Raw genomic sequence first — 19,913 nt, 5'->3', positions numbered from 1 at the left:
TTTATTCTCCAAAAATTTTTGTGTTAATCGCATCTGCAAATTGGCTTTGGCGAGGAAGCCCATACCAACTGCATAATTTCATAAAGCGATGATCACTAAGGCTGTCACCAAGTCCAATCACAGGGAAAACACCTCGCTCAGCTTTTAATTTATTGAGCAAATAGGTGACAGCTTTGCCTTTTTCGATAGGCTCGGGTAACCAAGCAATATTGTTGCTGTTGCGATGAATATAAAAACCGTCGGTTGAAAATGTTTTTTCTATTTCATCACCTATGGCGTATAGCTCGTCTAAGCGAGTGCTATCGTTATGCTTCATGACTAAATAAATAGGCAAATCACCATATTCATAATTAATACGTGCCCAACCATCAATATTTCTCTGTGCCATCAATTGTGTAATTGATTGTTGTAGCGTCAGCAAACGCTGTGTATAAGGCGATAAGCTTTGAATGATATGGTTTTGCCATTGTGTATCTGCATTACCTTCAGGCGTTAAGATCACCGCACCATGTGTGGTGATCGCCCAAGAATGAAACGCAATGGTGACTCTGCTTATTTCTTCCGTTCCGCGCGCAGTAACTGGAATTAAATCTGCGTGCTCTAACATCCAATCGACAAGCATGGCTTGCTCTTGAGTCATAAAGCTACGGGGTTCTAAGCTTCTGTCGAGCGCACCGGTTTTATAGGGTTCTAGCGCTAACTCATCGACCATTTTACGGCGCGTTTGAAATAAGGTGTCGTCGAGATCAGTTAAAATAACAGGCTTAGTCATAACTGATTACCTCAACAATAGGGGCAACTTTATTGAGGGCTTCAATCAGTTGTTGGTCAATACTTTCGGCTGGTGTTTCACAACAAAGCAAAATGCGATCAAATTGTTGATGAGCCACGTTATAGACGAAGTTAGGAATACCTAAACCATAATTATCAGTAAATGTAATCGCTGATTGAATAGCAAAATTAGTTGAAATAGGTGAACGGGTTGTCGAGCTATATTTTACGATAGCACCTTGTTTTTCAAGACGTTCAGCGAGTAAGAACGGTTCCCAGACAAATTCTCCTGATCCTAAAACAAGGATCTTTTCACCCAAAGAAGCATTGATGGATAAGCCTAGATCGCTTGCCGGTGTTGTCATTCCTAATCGACCCCAGCTCTGTTTACCGGTGATCGCAACTTGCCCGGATGCAGTAATATTAACATTAGGCATAACAGGTAAAGGCGCATTCGGATCGGCATCCCATTGCCATTTCCCTTGAACTAAAGAGAGAGTCTTAATCGGTAATGGAGAGCGCTCAGCAATAGAATCACCACTCCAATCAGTCAAGGTTACAGCGATAACCTGCTCAATATGGGTTAATCCGCCTTCTTCACGTAGTGCTGAAAGCAGGTTAATAAAGGTATTACCCGTAGTGGCTTCATCATCAATTAATACAACCGTTTTTGCTTGTTGTACCCACTGGCGTTGCTCTGCTGTTTTAGGCAAATAGAGTAAGTGATCGGTCGCGTGGCTGTGATTTTCTTTAAATTCACACAGCAATTCACCCTGATCAACAGGATGACGTGTTGATGTTAAATAAATGGCTTTTTGATAGCGATTTCTCACTTCATCAAAAACGCCAGCACCTAAACCGACTGCGGTTTCTGCCATACCAATAAACAGAATAGGGCCTTCAAGTGAGTCAGGAAATTGACCGGCAAGCTTTTGATAGGTTTCACGCATTTTTTTCGGTGAAACAGGAATATGACGCCCCAATACTTTACTGACAAATAAAAATGCACGCTTAGGATTGCGTCTTTCTGCAATATCAAATAATTCATCAAGTAACTCAATAGGGCAATTTGGCGTCACACTTAATGTGCCACAAGAAAGAGGGCGACGATAAACGGATGAGTCACTCATACTATTTTTCATTATTAATTATTATCCGTACTGATTAAGTTTGTTAACGTTGAATTGAAAACAATAGAATCGGTGATTGAGCGTATTTTTGTTGGTGTAAAATGGTTATTTTGGGCTTGAGCCTCTTCAATACTCATTAATCCTAATTGGCGTAAAGCAAAAATACCTGCAAGGTTAATTCCACAATGTTGGGTATAACCAATACCACCAGAAGGGCGCATATTAATTTCAAGTAAGAGCGGGCGACCTTGATGATTATTTCGAGTCTGCACATTCACAAGCCCATCGGCTTTCATCGCTGTTGCGCACGCTTTACCTAATTCATAAGCTTCACCTGAAATTTCCAAATGCTGTATTGCACCCTCTTTGCGTCGAGCAACAGCGGCAATAACATTACCTTGCTCAACCACCATATCCACCGAGTATTCTGGACCCGGTAAATAAGGCATTAAGACTAAAGGTTCAAAACGCTCAACCGCTTTTAATGCATCAAGATATTGTTGAGGATTGACTTGGCGATTTTCTGGGTGATTAAACAGTGCCATCGGCGAAACTTGATTATCAAAACGCCAAAAACCCATGCCATAAATCCCTTTTACAGGTTTGATACATAAAGGAGTTTCACCAAAAGGAGGCTCTTTTATATGCTCTTTTAAGTCATCGATCGATTCAATGTAAATAGAAGGTACCGTGGGAAGTCCACATTGTTCCATTGCTTGTGCAAAGGCGACTTTATTATCAGCTAACTGAAGCTGTTCAAGTTGTGTGGCTCCGGTTGTTAATTTGACCCCCAACGACTCAATTTCTTGGCGATGTAATTCAAACCATGCGCTATTACGGCCCGTGTGAATGACACTGACTTGGTGCTGTTTTACAACATCAGCGATAAATTTTAAGCGTAATGTCTCTTCAAGAGGTTCATAAAAAGCCCCATCAGCAAGCGATAAAATCTCATTTCGAGTATGACGATGAGATGCAAGCACAAAGATCTCTTGGTGCTGCTGTTTTGCAAAGTCTTTAACACTTTGAATTATATCGCGTTGTGATGATAAACCTTCCATAAACCAAATTGTGTTATTCATTACGCTGTATACCGTGAAATAAAAGTGTAGGGTTTGATGCCTATAATCATGAAGATTTCGAAGAACAGTGTCAATCATAATATGATTTATTTAAGTTAGTTTTAAAATCGAGTGATTAATTACATTATTATTATTGTTTTCTTGTATTTTTAACATTTATTACAATAAAAATATCATTAATATCAATTAATTGACAAAACTTTAAGTTTAAGTGAGAAAAATAGTCTTGCTCATGTACTTCATCATGATATGATGATTTTCATGATATGGATTTAATCACAAATGGCGTTATTGTTTCACTCTACCTCTGAAGGAATTTAATTATGGTTTCATTAAGCAAGAATCAAACAGTTTCTCTCAGTAAACAAGCACCTACACTGAGCCATTTAATGTTTGGTTTGGGCTGGGATCCGATTAAGAAAAAAGGATTATTAGGCGGTCTTTTTGGTGGTGGTGGTTCTATTGATTTAGATGCAAGTTGCGTATTGCTTGACGCAAGTGGCAATCAAATCGATACCATTTGGTTTAGAAAATTAAAATCAAGTTGTCAGTCAGTTATTCACTCTGGTGATAACTTAACTGGTGACGGTGATGGTGATGATGAAACAATTTTCGTTGATTTAGATCGTTTACCGACAAATGTTGAATATTTGGTATTCACAGTAAATAGTTTCCGTGGACAAACATTTAATGAAGTTGAAAACGCATTCTGCCGTGTTGTTGATAAAACAACTAACAAAGAGTTAGTCCGTTATACCTTAACAGAGCAAGGCTCTCATACAGGTATCGTGATTGCTTCTTTGCAACGTAATCATGGTCAATGGGATTTCACTGCGTTTGGTGCGCCTTGTAAAGGTCGTGTTATTAACGACATGATGCCTGATATTGTGGCTACGGTGGTGCGATAAATGAATATGACTCCAGGTGGGAACTTACCTGTTCCTAATCAAACATTAATCGTTAGAATTCAATCAGGTGCACCTGTTGATGTTTCTGCTTTTAGACTTTATGCGTCAGGTAAAGTGAATGGCGACTCCGATATGGTGTTTTATGGGCAAACTGCGAGTGATGATCGTACTGTTATTTATGCCACGGCAGGTAACAGCACATCATTTACCATAGATTTAACCCGTTTACGTCCAGATGTTGAAAAAATTGCGTTTACGGCAACCTGTGATGGCCAGCAAACAATTGCAAATTTACAACGATTATCGATTCAAGTTGATGCTAATAACGAAGTTGTAGCGAACGGTAATGTTGATATTAACGGTCGTCCAGAAGCAGCATTAATTTTAGGTGAATTGTATCGTCGTAATGGTAGTTGGAAGTTCCGTTTTATTGCTCAAGGATTTAACGGCGGTTTAAAACCACTTGCTGAACATTTTGGTGTTGATATTGCAGATCCTGCTCCAACGCCAGCACCAGCACCAACACCGAAACCGGCGCCAGCTCCAACGCCAGCGCCAAGTTCGGTGAACTTGAGTAAGGTCTCTTTAACCAAAGAGAAACCAGCGATCAGCCTCACGAAGAAAGATGACTTCGGTAAAATTCGAATCAACCTTGATTGGCATCGTGAAAGCAAAAGCGGGGGCTCTGGGTTATTAGGTGGATTGTTCGGTGGCAATAAAGGTATCGACTTAGATATTGGTGCATTCGTCGAACTTCAACAAGGGCATAAATCTGTTATTCAGGCATTAGGAAACGGGTTTGGCGATTTTAATCGTATTCCTTATGTTGAATTACAAGGCGATGATCGCACCGGTGATGTTGCTGGTGGTGAATGGATCTTTGTGAATGGGCGTGAATGGAAAAATATCAAGCAAGTACTGATTTTCGCGTTTATTTATGAAGGTGTGCCGAATTGGAGCAAGACTGATGGTGTGGTCACTATTCATGTGCCAGATCAACCACCTATCGAAACACGCTTAACTGATGGTAATAATGGTCGTGGCATGTGTGCGATTGCCCGACTCGTTAATGAGAACGGATCAATAAAAGTTGAACGTCTCAATGAGTTTTTTAAAGGCCACCGTGATATGGATAATGCGTACGGGTGGGGGTTTCGCTGGACAGCGGGCTCTAAGTGATCAAATTGATATAAGGAAAAATAACATGAGTTTTTTTAACAAATTAAAAGAAGGTTTTAATACAGGCCGTTCTGAGTTAGCCAAGCAAGTTGGTCGCTTTAAAAATAAAAAATTTATGCAAGGTACTGTTGCGATTTGTGCACGTATCGCCATTGCTAGTGACGGTGTAAGTTCTGAAGAAAAACAGAAGATGCTTGGTTTTTTAAAAGCATCGGATGAACTTAAAGTATTTGATACTTCTGAAGTTATCGAATTCTTTAATAAGCTAATCCTGAGTTTCGAGTTTGATACCGAAGTCGGTAAAGGCGAAACCATGAAGTATATTCTGGCAATGAAAGATCAGCCAGAAGCTGCGCAATTAGCTATTCGTGTCGGTATTGCTGTTGCGAAAAGTGATGGTGATTTTGACAATGATGAAAAAGAAGCGGTGCGTGCTATTGCCATTGCATTAGGCTTTGAGCCCGCAGAATTTGGTTTGTAATTAATTTATAGGGAACCGTTCAGGAATTATTATGGTATCCACACATATTGGTTTTCCGACAGAAACTGTCATTGTCTTTGTAGTACTTGCGATTGGCGCTATTTTTATCGACTTATTTATGCATCGTGCAGATAAGCCGATAACGTTAAAGAATGCCATATTTTGGTCTATATTCTGGGTTGCCATTGCAATGGCATTTGCAGGATTCCTTTATATTCATCATGGTGCAGAAGTTGCGAGCTTATTCGTAACAGGTTATGCCTTAGAGAAAGTGCTTTCCGTTGATAACTTGTTTGTCATGATGGCGATTTTCTCTTGGTTTGCTGTACCTGACCGCTTCCGCCACCGCGTTCTTTATTGGGGTATCATCGGGGCCATCGTTTTCCGTGGGATCTTTGTTGCCATCGGTACAGGACTGTTAAGTTTAGGACCATATGTTGAGATTGTATTTGCCTTAATCGTTGCTTGGACGGCAGTTATGATGCTGAAAAGCGGTGATGATAGTGAAGAGATTGAAGACTATTCACAACATCTTGCTTATCGCTTAGTTAAACGATTTTTCCCTATATGGCCAAAAATCACAGGGCACGCTTTCGTATTAACACAAAAAGAAGTCGATGCTGAACTAGCAAAACCAGAAAACAAAGAAATTACTATCGGTCGTGGTACAAAAGCGGCGTTATATGCAACACCACTTATGCTGTGTGTGGCGGTTGTAGAGCTTTCCGATGTGATGTTTGCTTTCGACTCGGTTCCCGCTATTATCGCAGTAAGCCGTGAACCCCTTATTGTTTATAGTGCAATGATGTTCGCAATCTTAGGCTTACGTACGCTTTACTTCGTGTTAGAAGCGTTAAAACAGTATCTGATTTACCTTGAAAAAGCGGTTATTGTGTTGTTGTTCTTTATTGCTGCAAAACTGGGTTTAAATGCAACAGATCATATCTGGCAACATGGATACAGCATCTCCGCGACAACTAGCCTATTTGTTGTGCTAGGTGTTCTTGCTCTGGGTATTATCGCAAGTTTTGTATTCCCAGAGAAAAAAGATGATGAAGGTAAGACAAATTAATAAATATTCTTGAGAAATCAGAATATTAAAAACAAAACTAAAGAGGTTATAAAATGAGCGTTTCTCTTTCTAAAGGTGGTAATGTCTCTCTGAGCAAAGCAGCCCCAACGATGAAAAACGTCCTTGTCGGACTTGGTTGGGATGCCCGTTCTACAGATGGTCAAGATTTTGACTTAGATGCGTCTGTATTTCTGTTAGCTGCAAATGGAAAAGTGCGTAGCGATGCCGATTTCATTTTTTATAATAACTTAAGATCTGCTGATGGTTCTGTTGTTCACACTGGTGACAACCGTACCGGTGAAGGCGATGGTGATGATGAAGCGCTGAAAATCAAATTAGACATGATCCCGAATGATGTCGATAAGGTTATCTTCGTTGTGACTATCCATGATGCGCAAGCTCGTCGCCAAAGCTTTGGCCAGGTATCAGGTGCATTTATTCGTTTAGTTAATGATGACAACCAAATTGAAGTTGCTCGTTATGACTTAACTGAAGATGCATCAACAGAAACAGCAATGTTATTTGGTGAACTATATCGCCATAACGCGGAGTGGAAATTCCGTGCTGTTGGTCAGGGTTATGCAGGTGGTTTGGGTTCTGTTTGTGCTCAATACGGTATTAATGCCTCTTGATAGTCGATTTGTAAGACACTAAACGCTGGCAGTTATAAGATGTGATTGCCAGTTTATTCAATAAAGTAGGAGCTTTGATATGGCAGTTTCCCTCGTTAAAGGTGGTAATGTTTCTCTGACTAAAGAAGCACCAACAATGTCGGTTGCTATGGTTGGTCTAGGATGGGATGCCCGCGTGACTGATGGCGCAGAGTTTGATTTAGATGCGTCAGTGTTCATGGTAGGTGAAGATGGAAAAGTACTTTCAGACGCAAGTTTTATCTTCTTTAATAATAAAGTGAGTCAATGCGCAAGCGTTGAACACCAAGGAGATAACCGTACTGGGGAAGGCGATGGTGATGATGAGCAAGTAAAAATCACCTTATCAAAAGTCCCTGCTGAAGTGAAAAAACTGGTATTCGCAGTCACTATTTATGATGCAGAAAACCGTAAACAAAACTTTGGTATGGTCAGCAACAGTTTTATGCGCGTTTATAATAACGACAATAATACTGAAATTGCACGCTTTGATCTTTCTGAAGATGCATCAACAGAAACCGCAATGATCTTTGGTGAGTTATATCGCCATGGTGCAGAGTGGAAATTCAAAGCAGTTGGTCAAGGTTTTGCGGGTGGTTTAGGTGCGTTAGCAGCACAACACGGCGTAAATATCTAAGACTCTATTTAGCCCTCGCTTTTGCGGGGGCTATTTGTTTGTATCGATAAGAAAACAGTAAGCGATTAAGACTCTTTTTTTACGGTCACTTTAATTGGTGAATTTTTAGATTTACGACGACCGGTATGAAAGTGACGCCAATGAGGATCTTGCGCTGCAAACAGCAATTCATGATCACCACGAGAATCTCCCCAAGCCCTTAAATGGTATTGTGTTAAGTCCCCATATACTGCTTCTAATCGTTTTATTTTTTCACCACAACGACAGTTATTACCAATAATTTTACCAGTCAACTTTCCATCAACAACTTCAAGTGTTGTTCCTATCAGTTTAATGCCTAAGCGCTTGGCAAAAGGTTGTAATACCATAGCAGGTGATGCCGAGCAAATCGTCACTTCAGCATTGCTATTCACTTCTTCTGCAACAGCGAATAAGCCAGTAGGGCGCATCAATTTGGTCCAATAAAGTTCGCAAAATTCTTCTGCTTTTTCTTTTAACCATTGTTCATCAATATTGGTTAGAAAGGTTTTGATAAGCACTTCTTTTAGTTCATCACGAGTGAGCTTGCGTCTAAAGCAACGTAATGTCGGTAATACCATTTTAATTAAACGGCGTGAGAATTTACGTTTACCAAAGGCGAATTTTAGAAAAGGAATAAAACTGTCGTGATAGGTTAGCGTGCCATCAAAATCAAACACTGATAACGTTTTTACGGTGTTTTTCGCGTTTTCAAATTGGGGTTGCATACAGGGTAAGGCTCCGTAAATCATCAGAGTTTGAAAAATATATTTTACTTATTATATCATTGTTCTAAAAATGAGATAGAGGTAGCCTTATTTATTGATAAATAATGATTTTTCTCATTTATAACGAGAAGTAGAGTAATGAGCCGTAAAAAACACCTCTTAGTGATTTAGGCTAAGAGGTGTGATTTTAGGCTGTTGGCAAACAGAATAAGGGATTAATAATATTCAATCATAAAGGTCGCTGCACCATTGGCGGAACCTGCGGATAATCGGTCATCAACACGAATATAGCGCGCTCGTAATGGAACACTCACGACCCCCGCTTTTTCAGTGATCGGCTGTGCAAAGGCGGTTGGCGTATTAAATTTAACAAAATCTTCACCGACATCACCAAATGCAAGTTGGATCCCTACACCTTTTGCTGCACCCGGTACATCATTTACTTTAAAAGTTCCCGGATATTCAGGAATAGTTGGGTTAACAGGCTTTATTGTTACTCTTAGCTCATTAGGATCGCGTTCAGGAAAGGTTTGTTTAACTTCAGTTGAAATAATATTTCCTTTTCTTCCTGAATAATAACCTCTAAAAGCAGGACAATTGGTTAATATAATATCGGAATTTATCCATTTAGTTGTACTCCCTTTGGCTGGAAGTGTAGTTGTTTCATGAGAGCCAAGATTAACTGTATAATCTTGTGTTCGGCAGGTTGATGACATTACATTTACGTTACCCGTAATAAAGACATCAAAAAAAGTAAATGGAAAATCAGGTGCAATAACGTGATCAAGCCTTGTGTTTGGCATATGTATAGTAGTTTGATTACGCGCTGTAAATTGCGCATTGCCTGGTGTTATTGGACCTGTTTTAATCAAAACAAAAGATAGATAAGGTTTAGACCAGTAGTTAACAGAATTAACATTATCGCCAATAGTGGCTTTACTAAATTCACGCACTACTTCGCCTGACATATCTACACTTTCACCAATTTTCAAGGACCGATTTTTGTCCTTCATAGTATAAAATTGGATCCCAACTCCTGGTAAATTGGTCTGAAATACGTTACTTGGGAGCCCTGCTCCTACAACAGGAGTGCCGGATATAGAGAGCATTTTAGTTGATTCAGTCATAACAAATCGATAAACATCATCAAGATTTGAACGATCAGCACTACAGTTATAGCTATAATAGTATTGAGCTGTATCAACATAAGATTGGTAAATGACACTACCAACAGGAGCGTCAGGACCTAAAAAAACCGAACCACTTACAGTAATATGTAATTGTTGCGTTGGTTTATCTACTGTACATGTCACATCTGATTTAGCCATTACTTCCGCAACAGGGAAAAGTAGAAGTATTAAGGCTAATGAGTTTTTAATAATAGGCTTCATACTTTATTCTCCACATACGCTGGTAAGTTGGACAAAACTACTTTGATTATCTTTATCTGGTGCTGGGGCACTATAGTTAATGGTACATTGCTGTATTTCACCTGGCCCCCATTTCACGGTTAAGCGACCTGACGTTTTCTCAACTCGGGCGTAGAGAAGTCCTCCCTGACCTATACTACCCACTTCATTGTTCTGTTCATCGTAAGCGACACTACCAAATGGAATAGCGCCGTTATTACGTTGGATTGTAATTAACAGAGGGATACCTGCATTAGTTTTAAATTCCACTTTAGTGATCGCACCTTCAAACGGTGCAACGCGCGCTTGCGTATTTTGTAGCTCGATATTATTTGACATTCCTTTCGGGTTAATCGTGATGTCATTCATTTGATATGGGGTTAAATAAGGCACAGCAGCATGACCAAATCCATCGATTTCAATGCCTGGATAGCCACTGACTTTGGCACCTTTAGCACCATCAGCTTCAACTACCGCAAAGGTATTGCCTTGATAAGGGGTTGCTACCACGCCACCAGACCAGCCAATAAATGAACCACTAGCACCGATCGAACCATTTTGATAATGCTCACCTAAACCATAGTTAGCTGTTAAGTTGGTATAATTAGTTTTTGCACTACCATTCAAGGTCATGCTAGATCCAACACCATGGTTTGTATTCATTGCTGTTATACCGTAGTTATAACGATTATTTTCACCAGCAGATCCAGAGATCCCGATACGCTCACCTACATCTCCTCGACCATTACGTGTTAAGGCTGCAGTTAAGGTCGGCATATGATCAACACTTAAATCATAGAGTGGTAAAATAAAGTTCAATTCAAACGATGTCTCCTTTTTACCATCGGCATTACGTGCTTGACCGACATTTAAGCCATAAGAGAGACGTTTCCAGCGGTTGTTGTAACCCATTTGGTATTGCAAGTCGGTCGTGTCATTATTCCAGTAGTTTTGTGTAAATCCACTGACATAGAATGTTCCCCAACCTTCGGGTAAACCTTGATCAATCGTGACATTAAAGCGGCTTTTTGGACGCCAAATATTGTTGATACTGCGCCCATAGCGTTCTTCATTAATAGCTTGAACGGCAGAGCTATAATCATAGAATTTTTCGGTATTAAATTTATAAGCAGCAATCGTCAGGTTACTATTAGTATCTTGAATAAATTTGCTATAACTGATTTGATAACTTTGTCCGCTATTCACTTTTGACGATGTTGTATTTAAATGCAAACGTGCTTGAGTGATGTCAGCAGAAAATGCTCCTAATGGCGTGCTTAATGCAAAACCAGCTTGAAGTGCGTAATAATCTGCACCGGTACTCTGTATACCCGCATAACCCGTTATCAGATTAGTTAATCCGCGACGATAAGTGGCTTGATATAACGTTGGATCATAGTCAACAGATGATGAGTTTAAATGGCCAGCGGCTACCGTATAGTTATGTTGCCCAGGACGCAATAACTGCACAACAGAAGCGTAATAGACTTTAAAGTTTTGTTGTGACCCATCCGATTCTTGAATGGTGACATCTAAGTTACCACCATATCCTGATGGATAAAGGTCATCAATTTCAAATGGACCTGGCGGTACGGTAATTTCATGGATCACTCGCCCATCTTGGCGAATAATGACTCGGGCATTGGATTTTGCGACACCACGAATGGTCGGCGCAAAGCCACGCTGTGAGTCAGGTAACATTTTCTCATCACTAAAGAGTTGGATACCTCTTAATGGTTGTGAATCAAAAAGTTGTCCTGTCGTAAGAACATCACCAACTTGAACGACACCTTTTATTGTAGTGATAATACGTTGTAGATAATTATAAGTTGATGTGTAGTCATGGCCATTTTGTTCATTCCATGAATAATTACCAGTGTGATGGAAACTCCATGTGCCTAAATTTAGGTTACTATTAACACCAACGAATGCTGATTTGTAATTTGTTCCGTTGTTACGAGACATAAAATAATTTGCGTTATAGCTTACTAACAACGCATTTATACCTCGTTCCCAAAGTGAAGGACTTACATAACCACGGGGCTTATAACCAACAAGAGCTTGTGGTGTGTTGATCGTTAAACGTTGAACTGAGTGGTCATAGTTTACGTCAGTTGAGGGCACAAAATCGGTTAGTGCAATGCATTCATGTAGCTCTAACGCACTTTTTAATAGCGGTGTTATTTTGTCACTTTTAAACCCTATTAAGCCAATGATATCTTTAGTTAAACAAGGCGATACTTGGCCATTTGCCATATCTTTAAAGGTGACTGTTGTTCTTGTCATAAATTGGCTGTTGACATAGATTTCAACATTCCATGTACCCGGCAAGAAAGTATTTTCTTTATCAAAACGACTGATATCAATCTCACCTTGAGATGTATTCATAAAAATAGGATTAAATGAGAGTGAGTTAATTCCATTTGTATGGGAAGGCTCATTATTCTCTGTTGATGAGGCAGTATTATTTTGTAATAAAGGTGACGTATTGGTCGATAATACAGGAGTGCCATTAGGTAACCATTTATTATTTTCGATCTCTGTTATATTTTCTGCATAGGTATAGGGTGCGATTAGAAAAAAAGTCGCACTAGCAGATATTATAATAGTTTTTAAAATATAACTGCTCATTTGAGTATTCCCGTATATTTTATAAAGTCACTGGAGAATTAAATTTTTGATTCAACTATCTTCATGGCACCCCAATCGTTTACATATCGATAAACGACTTTATTTCCCGTATTTGCAGATATCCCATTGGGTATAGCAAAGTCATGGCTACCTAATGGCGGAACTAATTCACCATCAATAGGTTGTTTATCATTTCCATTAAGAGAAATAGAAACTAAAGAAACATAATAAGGGGCATTATTGATAACTTTTAAAGTGTTACCTGAAACTGAAAATTGAAGGCCTTCCGCAGCATTAATTGCCCCTATTTTATCTTTTAGTACATCAGGACGATAAAATAGTTTTATTCTTGAACGATAAGCAATTTGTAATTTATTATCTATTTCCGTATTTGCGTTAGGTGGTATTTCTAATACATTTAACCAATAAATAGATTCTTTATCTTTAGGTAATGTTGTAGCGCCCGTAAAACTAATTCTTAATGATTGTGATTTTTCTGGCTCAATGCGAAATATAGGGGGAGTTAATACAAAAGGAACTTGAATATTTTCAGGTTTTGCATCAACGTCACCAGTATCAATCCAATTTTGAATTAAAACAGGAACTTTCCCTTCATTACTAATTTTTACTGTGACTTCTTTTTCATTTTCATTATAAATAACACGAGTTCCGCTAATAATAACACCAGCGTTTACCCATGTAGAAATGATTAATAATAAACTAAAAAAAAAGCTTTTAATTAATTTAGGGGCTATCATATTTATCTTTATTCCATTAATAAAAAGCAAACAGAGAGGAGAAACTCCCCTCTGTTTATTTCGATTATTTATATTGCAGAGTATAAACAACGCTACTTGTTACTTTACCAGCCTCTGTTTTACCAATTGCGTAGTATTCTACAGCGTATGGTAAGGTGGCTTTATCATTAGTAATTGTATAATAAGTAGTATCATTTACTTGAGATGTGTTACCTACTTTAATTGCGTTAAAGTTAGCTCCATCTAACAGTTGTAACTGGACTAATTTTGCGCCAGTTGCAGCAACATCCATATTTTTCAAACGACCAGTCGCTTGGTCTACTGTTGCACCAGTTTCAAAGAATGCAGAAACAGTGCTATGACCTGCCACACCTACTTTACAATCAGAAAGGTTCATATTAAATGCAGTACGGCCAGTCACTTCACCTGCATTTTGTAAAACGTTAGTACTAACTGTTGGTAGAGTAATGGTTGCATCAGGGCCTTGACCTTCAATGTCAACTTTACAAGTAGTATCAGTTAATTCACCATTAAAAGTAATCGTACCAGTATTATCAGCAGCAATTGCATTACCAGCCATTAGACCAAATGCCATTGCTAAAGATGCACCAATGATAGATTTTTTCATTCTAAATTCCTTCGTTTTATATTAGATGACTACGTTTTAATAAATAGCTAAACATTTAAATAATATTTAGTAATTTATTTTTTTTGACTAGCTATTAGTGTAAAAATAAATAAAAGCCATCCATGGCGAATAAAAACACTTAATAAGCGTTTTTTATTTTCCTAATAATTATCTATTAATACGAAATAATAGTTTGGTCGATTGCTAACATCCCTAACTTCATAAAGCTAATAGCTCATGAAAATAAAACATAATTAAATATTTTATTTTCATGGTTAATTGCTTATAGTGATGTTACGTAATTTTGTTAAATGTTTGTTTTTAATTTAGCTGGCTAATAGTAGTACCACTAAATTCATAGTCTCTTTTTTTGATTGCGTATTTGGCACCTTTTCGTTGTAGGTGCTTATTACTTCACGATTCAAATCATCCCATGATTTATCAAAAATAATAAGTAGCTTGTTTATTAAACTAAGTGACATACTATTTTTGCCATTTTCATAACGGGATATTTGTTGTTGGCTAACAGAAATTATTTTTGCCAGTTCACGACCTGATAATTTCTTCTCTTTTCTAGCCTTCTTAAAAAAAAAGCCTACTTTTGTGTCTAGATCGTTCATAAATTAATTCCAATAACATGAGGTCTAATATTTAGAAGTTATCACATATTAAAATTAGCCATTTCATTTTGAATAACTATATTACACATAAATTAATGGGTAAAAATGGTTTGCTCTATGCGATATCATTTTGTAATAGGCCGTTCCTATCAAGAGAGTAATTATTGTAAGGCTATACTTAAGTTTTAGTAAGTGATAGATATATCAATATGTTAAGTAATTTAATGAAATTACAAACTAATTGCGATATTCGTTATGTGAGTTTTATTTGGGTGTAAAATCTCGTTTAGTAAGTTATATGTTATTTTATATTTCATTTTTCATCCTTATAAGATGAATTGTATGAAAGAGTTAGATATTGTAAGGGAATGTATTTTACGCGGATTATGGGTATTTATGAAAATTATAGAGCGTAAGAATTCTCTGAATAAAATCAAAAATGGGGGGATATGATGAAAATGAGTTATGTGTTTTTATAAAAAAATTGTAAAAACAACTTTTTTATTTAAAAGAGTGAAAAGTAATAATTGGTCTAATAGGGTAATTATAGTGGGATATATTCATATAAAGAAGAATTTGTTGTTTGATGCTAAGTAGATGGCCTTTTTTTGAAAATATTAATTGCAATGATGTTTTATTTGTTTTCTTAAATGTTTTATTTATTCCTCTATATGAGGTTAAAAACAATTTGTGTGTTTATCTATTCCTCTCTTTTACTAAAAGTGACAATAATTTTTCATTAGCGATATCCTAAGTGTATATACTCTGTTTTTAGAGATATTCAGAAACTGTTTATCTAAAATATATGAGCTAAATCGTAAAAATACTTAATATTTATTAATCTATAAGAGATGATCCCTATTTTTGTGAAATTAAAAATTTTTATCGATTTTGAGTTTTCATTAAAATTCATCCCTAATTGCTAATCAATTAATAACACTGAAATATTATTTCATAACGGTATATGATCTAGATTAATACTTAAATTTAAGAATAAAAATCTGATTACCATCATTGATGGAGAACTGTATTAATCGTTTGTATTGATAATTCTGATTAATGAGTAAATAAAATCTATTTCGTGCCGATAAATGAATGCATTTGTATCATTTTATTATCGGGGAAGATTATTTCATGAGTATTGAAAGATCAGCGAAAGTAGGTTCCATTATACTATTAACTATTTTCTTATTATCATCAGTTTTGTCGTCATTTTTTATTTATAGAATGCAAGAAAACTTTGCGTCATTGGATTCTTTGAATACCAGATTGAATAGTGTTCAAGAGGCAAGATATGAGTTAGCGACTATTCGTTCTCACGTCAATTATTTAATGTTGTTGAAAACCATGACGGATGAAAATAAGCAAGAAACTATTAAATCACTTGTTGCTGAAGCGAAAGAGTTGGCGACAAAATCAAAAGCGACTATTACTCATTGGGTAGGTGTGAAGAAAATAAGCCCTGATGCTCAACGTAATTCAGAGCAGCTCTCAGTGTTATTCTATTATCTTCTAGATGAACTTATTGCACCTATTGATACGCTAGATTACACAGAATCAAATCTCTCTAACGACTTTACTCGTCTATCTGAACTTTTTGATGAATATCTTATGATCACGAAAGGTGTGAATGATGATATTAAAGCACAGCAAGCTTGGATGGTGCAGTTGTCAATTTATACAACCATTATTGCCCTGGGGATCATTCTTGTTCTTCTGTATATCGTTATTCGTTGGGTAAATAAAACGTTTATCTTTAACTTGAATACGCTATCAGTTATTTTGCAGAAAGTGGGAGAGGGGGATTTAAGTTTCACTTTACCTAAGAAACGAAATGATGAGTTTGGAACCTTGTTCTCTAATGTGGGAGAGATGCAAACCTCGCTAACATCGACTATTCAACTAGTTAAAGAAGAAGCATTAGAGATCAAAAAAGGCTCAGCAGAAATTGCTTCTGGTAACCAAGATCTCTCTTCTCGTACCGAAGAGCAAGCGAGTGCTCTGCAACAGACAGCGGCAAGTATGGAAGAGATTAAAATTGCGGTAGTGAATAATACTGATAATGCGATTTTAGCCAACTCCATCACCGCAGAAACACGTGATTTGGCGATTGATGGTTCTAATATCATGAATGATGCCATTAACTCGATGAAAAAAATCGAGGTGGGTACATTAAAAGTTGCTGAAATCAATGATGTAGTTAATAACATTGCAAGCCAAACTAATATTCTGGCATTAAACGCAGCGGTTGAAGCGGCGCGTGCGGGTGAACAAGGTCGCGGATTTACTGTTGTTGCAACAGAAGTGAGAAATTTAGCAGCAAGAAGTGCGGATGCTGCGCGTGAAATTAATCAAATCATCAGAGAATCCGTTGCTGACGTAGCTCATGGTCGAGAATTAGTGAATAGAACGGGCGAGCATATGCAGGACATCGTTTCTTCTATTACTAAAGTTAGCGATATCATGCAGGGCATTAGTATCGCATCAGAAGAGCAAAAAGTGGGCATTGAACAGATTGCAGTTGCCATTAACCAAATGGATTCTGTTGTTCAGCAAAATGCAGCTTTAGTTGAACAGGGCGCAACGTCAACAATGATTTTAGATGAGAAAGCACAAAACTTAACAGATAAAGTTTCAGTCTTTCAAATTAAAGAACAATATTAATAATTAAAATAGCTGGTTAACGTTTATATTTAAAACAAGCTCACTTTAATAGCGATATAAGAGTGAGCTTTATTTTTGAAACGTCATTTGATGCTGGCTTTTATTTCCCGTGCCTTTATTCTCATTAGCGTGTGCTTGGGTATATTGCGTAGCGCTTATAACTATAGGTATTATTTATCTGTTAATCAGAGTAAATTATAATGTTTATCTGGTCTTACAGTTATCGGTAATGGGCTAATAGCTTGCATTATTTCTGAAACCAAGAGACATCGCAATGGCAATACCTAACAAACTAAAAGGAGCAATTGTTAAGTGTATTCCTAATTGTTCATACCATTGATAAATCAAAATAGCGATAATTGACATGATAACATTAAGGCATAAACGAAAGATTATTTTTGAAAGCACAGAACCATGCCAATCAAATAACCGCAAGAACCAGTGTTGATTAGGACGAATGACCATAATAGTAATGATATAAAATGAGGTTTAAATTTTTTGGAATATTATCTCAATAAAAGAAGTAATAAGCTAATTAATTCTCTTGAAAAATAAAGAGGATAAAAAACTGGTTCATATCTGTATGTATGAACCAGAACGATAAATTTATATTATTAAATATAATTATTGTTAATATAATAATTTATGCATAGTTGATCTGATTTATTAATCATAATGTTTCAGCCACCTCCATAACTGTACTTAGCACAGAGCCCCATGTGAATGAAGAAGAAGGTAGCACTGCGGATGCTTCTGCTAATTCATTGTTTATATTAGTCATAGATAATCCCATTACAAGGTGGGGTAAATTATCTATCTTTAATGGGTTATAACCTTTATATGGTTCATCAGATGAATGCGTTTCTTCTGGTGAATAATGAGGGTTTGGAATTGTTTCTTCAATAATATCACTATCTATTTTTGTGTAGATAGTGACAAGCTCTATTAATTGATTTGGAATGTTTATATATGCAGAATATTCTTGTTCTTCAGTTAATACGGTTCTGAGTATATCACTGACACGTTCTTTAATTTGATCATGATAATAATAGACGGTATCAAGTGCAGAATAAAAATTATTTGTTGGTCTTATCTTATAAATATAAGATTTATTTTCGCTTGAGACATTGAGCAAATCTTTTGCGAATTTTTCACTTGATTTAAAACTTGATGTCGTAGGAATAAATGCAGAGTCTTTACTTCCTCTTCTCCCTGAAACACCATTTACATGAGCATGAAAATTGATATTATTTCCCCAAGCAACAAATCCTTTTTTAAATACCTCCTCTGGTGGTCTTGAATCTGCTCTGTACACTTTACTTACGGGTCTTGCATATGATAGCTGTATATTAAATAAAATAAATAATATAATTAAAATTATTTTTCTCATTATAACCTCTTATTATTCTATAAATGCTTTAGAGTGCTATGTTATTTCTCTTTTTATTTAGTCATAATTTTTTATTTTGGAGTAATTAATGTTTTGATAATCCAATCATATATAAGGCATCGTTACCAGGAAAAGCATTTTCTACCCCGACGCATACGGCTATATCTGCCTGTGTCAGAAATGAAACTTTAGCGATATCGTAAAGTGTAGTGGCATTGTACATAATGCCATAATGATAGGAGCCACCCGTTTTAGGGACAAATTTTATATTGGCTGCTAATACTGGTTTTTCCCCATTGTTATAACTATTAGTTACAACGGTTAAGCTGGAAATTTTGCCATTTTTTACACTTCCATTTAATTTTTTGCAATAACCGTCAAAATTAGTTCCGGCATGCGAAAATGATGAAAAGGAAAGAAGACTAATAATAAGTAATTTTTTCATTTATAACCTCTATATTTATGGTGTTTATATGTAATTGTCGTTAATTCCATTGAATAAATAATTGATGTTCATTGTTGGATTTAATATGTACATCTAAGTAATGGAAGTGATTTAAATATACAGAGGTAAGTTGTTTTTAAAATATTTTTTTTTAACATATTGTAATGTAAAAATAATATTTACAATGCGAATTTGTTTTTGAAAGTTTTATCTGATGAAAATAAATAGAAATATAATATGTTATTTTTCTGAGGGGAATATTTTTGAGGAGCAACGAGTTTTAATATTCTATTAATGAAAGGATAAAACTTGAAGTGTAGAAAAAGGGGGCCGATAAAAAATTAACGTAGTTAAAGATATTTGATGGGGCAACGGTTTATAAAAACAAAAAAGCCACTTGCTAAGAAGTGGCTTAATGCGCTGATTTAACAGCTAAAATTTGGTGGCCCCTACTGGACTTGAACCAGTGACCAATCGATTATGAGTCGACTGCTCTAACCAACTGAGCTAAGGGGCCTTAATGGAGTGTGATTATACGTGCCATTTGGCACTAGGTCTAGCCTTTGAATGACTGTATGCGCAAATTCTGTTCAATCTAAACAATAAAAAAATAAAACAGAGAATAACAGTGATATCAATAACATAGTGTAATGACTAATGGGTAAGCTTACATATAGGTACAATAATATAAATAATAAGGCTATTTTTTATA

At 36.6% G+C, this 19,913-nt stretch carries 18 protein-coding genes, 1 tRNA gene and 1 pseudogene; 7 read left to right on the top strand and 13 right to left on the bottom strand.

Annotation, left to right across the window (positions count from 1 at the left end; genetic code table 11):
• Window position 1 precedes the first annotated feature (1 nt).
• From GTH25_RS14585 to GTH25_RS14575, 3 genes are read right to left on the bottom strand one after another with little or no spacing between them, the layout of a single operon-like run.
• A complete protein-coding gene (locus GTH25_RS14585; RefSeq protein ID WP_075672876.1) occupies window positions 2-772 on the bottom strand; it encodes an HAD family hydrolase in 771 nt (256 codons plus the stop codon).
• The gene (locus GTH25_RS14580) at window positions 765-1,901 is read right to left on the bottom strand and encodes a phosphoribosyltransferase domain-containing protein (RefSeq protein WP_171455342.1); all 1,137 of its coding nucleotides are present in this window, start codon (window positions 1,899-1,901) and stop codon (window positions 765-767) included. The genes GTH25_RS14585 and GTH25_RS14580 overlap by 8 nt, the downstream gene beginning before the upstream one ends.
• A gap of 14 nt (window positions 1,902-1,915) precedes the next feature.
• On the bottom strand, window positions 1,916-2,983 hold the full coding sequence (locus tag GTH25_RS14575; protein WP_164530688.1) for an ATP-grasp domain-containing protein: 1,068 nt from the start codon (window positions 2,981-2,983) through the stop codon (window positions 1,916-1,918).
• A 323-nt stretch (window positions 2,984-3,306) separates the two neighbouring features.
• Here GTH25_RS14575 and GTH25_RS14570 point away from each other — a divergent pair, with 323 nt between their 5' ends.
• From GTH25_RS14570 to GTH25_RS14545, 6 genes are all read left to right on the top strand, one after another.
• A complete protein-coding gene (locus tag GTH25_RS14570) occupies window positions 3,307-3,891 on the top strand; it encodes a TerD family protein (RefSeq protein WP_072064329.1) in 585 nt (194 codons plus the stop codon).
• Window positions 3,892-5,070 (top strand): TerD family protein, encoded by a 1,179-nt coding sequence (locus GTH25_RS14565; RefSeq protein ID WP_075672879.1) that lies wholly within the window; start codon window positions 3,892-3,894, stop codon window positions 5,068-5,070.
• A gap of 25 nt (window positions 5,071-5,095) precedes the next feature.
• Window positions 5,096-5,551: a tellurite resistance TerB family protein gene (locus GTH25_RS14560; RefSeq protein ID WP_075672880.1), complete on the top strand. Its 456-nt coding sequence runs from the start codon at window positions 5,096-5,098 to the stop codon at window positions 5,549-5,551.
• 31 nt (window positions 5,552-5,582) lie between these two features.
• Window positions 5,583-6,623 carry a TerC/Alx family metal homeostasis membrane protein gene (locus tag GTH25_RS14555; RefSeq protein ID WP_075672881.1) on the top strand — a complete coding sequence of 347 codons (1,041 nt, stop codon included), beginning with the start codon at window positions 5,583-5,585 and terminating at the stop codon, window positions 6,621-6,623.
• Window positions 6,624-6,676: 53 nt separating this feature from the next.
• Window positions 6,677-7,255 carry a TerD family protein gene (locus GTH25_RS14550; protein ID WP_072070083.1) on the top strand — a complete coding sequence of 193 codons (579 nt, stop codon included), beginning with the start codon at window positions 6,677-6,679 and terminating at the stop codon, window positions 7,253-7,255.
• 79 nt (window positions 7,256-7,334) lie between these two features.
• Window positions 7,335-7,910 carry a TerD family protein gene (locus GTH25_RS14545; RefSeq protein WP_075672883.1) on the top strand — a complete coding sequence of 192 codons (576 nt, stop codon included), beginning with the start codon at window positions 7,335-7,337 and terminating at the stop codon, window positions 7,908-7,910.
• A 65-nt stretch (window positions 7,911-7,975) separates the two neighbouring features.
• Here the strand turns inward: GTH25_RS14545 and GTH25_RS14540 are convergent, their stop codons facing one another.
• The 6 genes from GTH25_RS14540 to GTH25_RS14515 all read right to left on the bottom strand — a co-directional run bounded on the left by GTH25_RS14540 (window position 7,976) and on the right by GTH25_RS14515 (window position 14,702).
• Window positions 7,976-8,656: an HAD family hydrolase gene (locus GTH25_RS14540; protein WP_075672884.1), complete on the bottom strand. Its 681-nt coding sequence runs from the start codon at window positions 8,654-8,656 to the stop codon at window positions 7,976-7,978.
• Window positions 8,657-8,871: 215 nt separating this feature from the next.
• Entirely contained in the window at window positions 8,872-10,047 is a 1,176-nt protein-coding gene (locus tag GTH25_RS14535) for a fimbrial protein (RefSeq protein WP_075672885.1), read from the bottom strand.
• A gap of 3 nt (window positions 10,048-10,050) precedes the next feature.
• Window positions 10,051-12,696, bottom strand: a complete 2,646-nt coding sequence (locus GTH25_RS14530; protein WP_099660222.1) for a fimbria/pilus outer membrane usher protein — start codon at window positions 12,694-12,696, stop codon at window positions 10,051-10,053.
• 38 nt (window positions 12,697-12,734) lie between these two features.
• Window positions 12,735-13,454 (bottom strand): fimbrial biogenesis chaperone, encoded by a 720-nt coding sequence (locus GTH25_RS14525; RefSeq protein WP_075672886.1) that lies wholly within the window; start codon window positions 13,452-13,454, stop codon window positions 12,735-12,737.
• Between the two features lie 64 nt (window positions 13,455-13,518).
• A complete protein-coding gene (locus tag GTH25_RS14520) occupies window positions 13,519-14,082 on the bottom strand; it encodes a fimbrial protein (RefSeq protein ID WP_075672887.1) in 564 nt (187 codons plus the stop codon).
• A 326-nt stretch (window positions 14,083-14,408) separates the two neighbouring features.
• Window positions 14,409-14,702 carry a helix-turn-helix domain-containing protein gene (locus GTH25_RS14515; protein WP_164530687.1) on the bottom strand — a complete coding sequence of 98 codons (294 nt, stop codon included), beginning with the start codon at window positions 14,700-14,702 and terminating at the stop codon, window positions 14,409-14,411.
• 1,134 nt (window positions 14,703-15,836) lie between these two features.
• On the opposite strand from GTH25_RS14515, the gene GTH25_RS14510 reads away from it, so the two are divergent.
• Window positions 15,837-17,366 (top strand): methyl-accepting chemotaxis protein, encoded by a 1,530-nt coding sequence (locus tag GTH25_RS14510; protein ID WP_159241798.1) that lies wholly within the window; start codon window positions 15,837-15,839, stop codon window positions 17,364-17,366.
• A gap of 237 nt (window positions 17,367-17,603) precedes the next feature.
• On the opposite strand, the pseudogene GTH25_RS14505 reads toward GTH25_RS14510, so the two are convergent.
• The 4 genes and pseudogenes from GTH25_RS14505 to GTH25_RS14490 form a co-directional block, all read right to left on the bottom strand.
• A pseudogene (locus GTH25_RS14505) lies at window positions 17,604-17,831 on the bottom strand (bestrophin family protein); the annotation flags it as partial.
• A 205-nt stretch (window positions 17,832-18,036) separates the two neighbouring features.
• Entirely contained in the window at window positions 18,037-18,756 is a 720-nt protein-coding gene (locus tag GTH25_RS14500; RefSeq protein WP_075672890.1) for a scabin-related ADP-ribosyltransferase, read from the bottom strand.
• 85 nt (window positions 18,757-18,841) lie between these two features.
• Window positions 18,842-19,201, bottom strand: a complete 360-nt coding sequence (locus tag GTH25_RS14495; protein WP_075672891.1) for a hypothetical protein — start codon at window positions 19,199-19,201, stop codon at window positions 18,842-18,844.
• Window positions 19,202-19,641: 440 nt separating this feature from the next.
• A tRNA-Ile gene (locus tag GTH25_RS14490) sits at window positions 19,642-19,718 on the bottom strand.
• Between the last annotated feature and the right edge of the window lie 195 nt (window positions 19,719-19,913).

Origin of the sequence: Proteus terrae subsp. cibarius, from assembly GCF_011045835.1 — a bacterium.
Classification (GTDB): Bacteria; Pseudomonadota; Gammaproteobacteria; order Enterobacterales; family Enterobacteriaceae; genus Proteus; species Proteus cibarius.
This window is presented reverse-complemented; position numbering and strand designations above follow the sequence as displayed.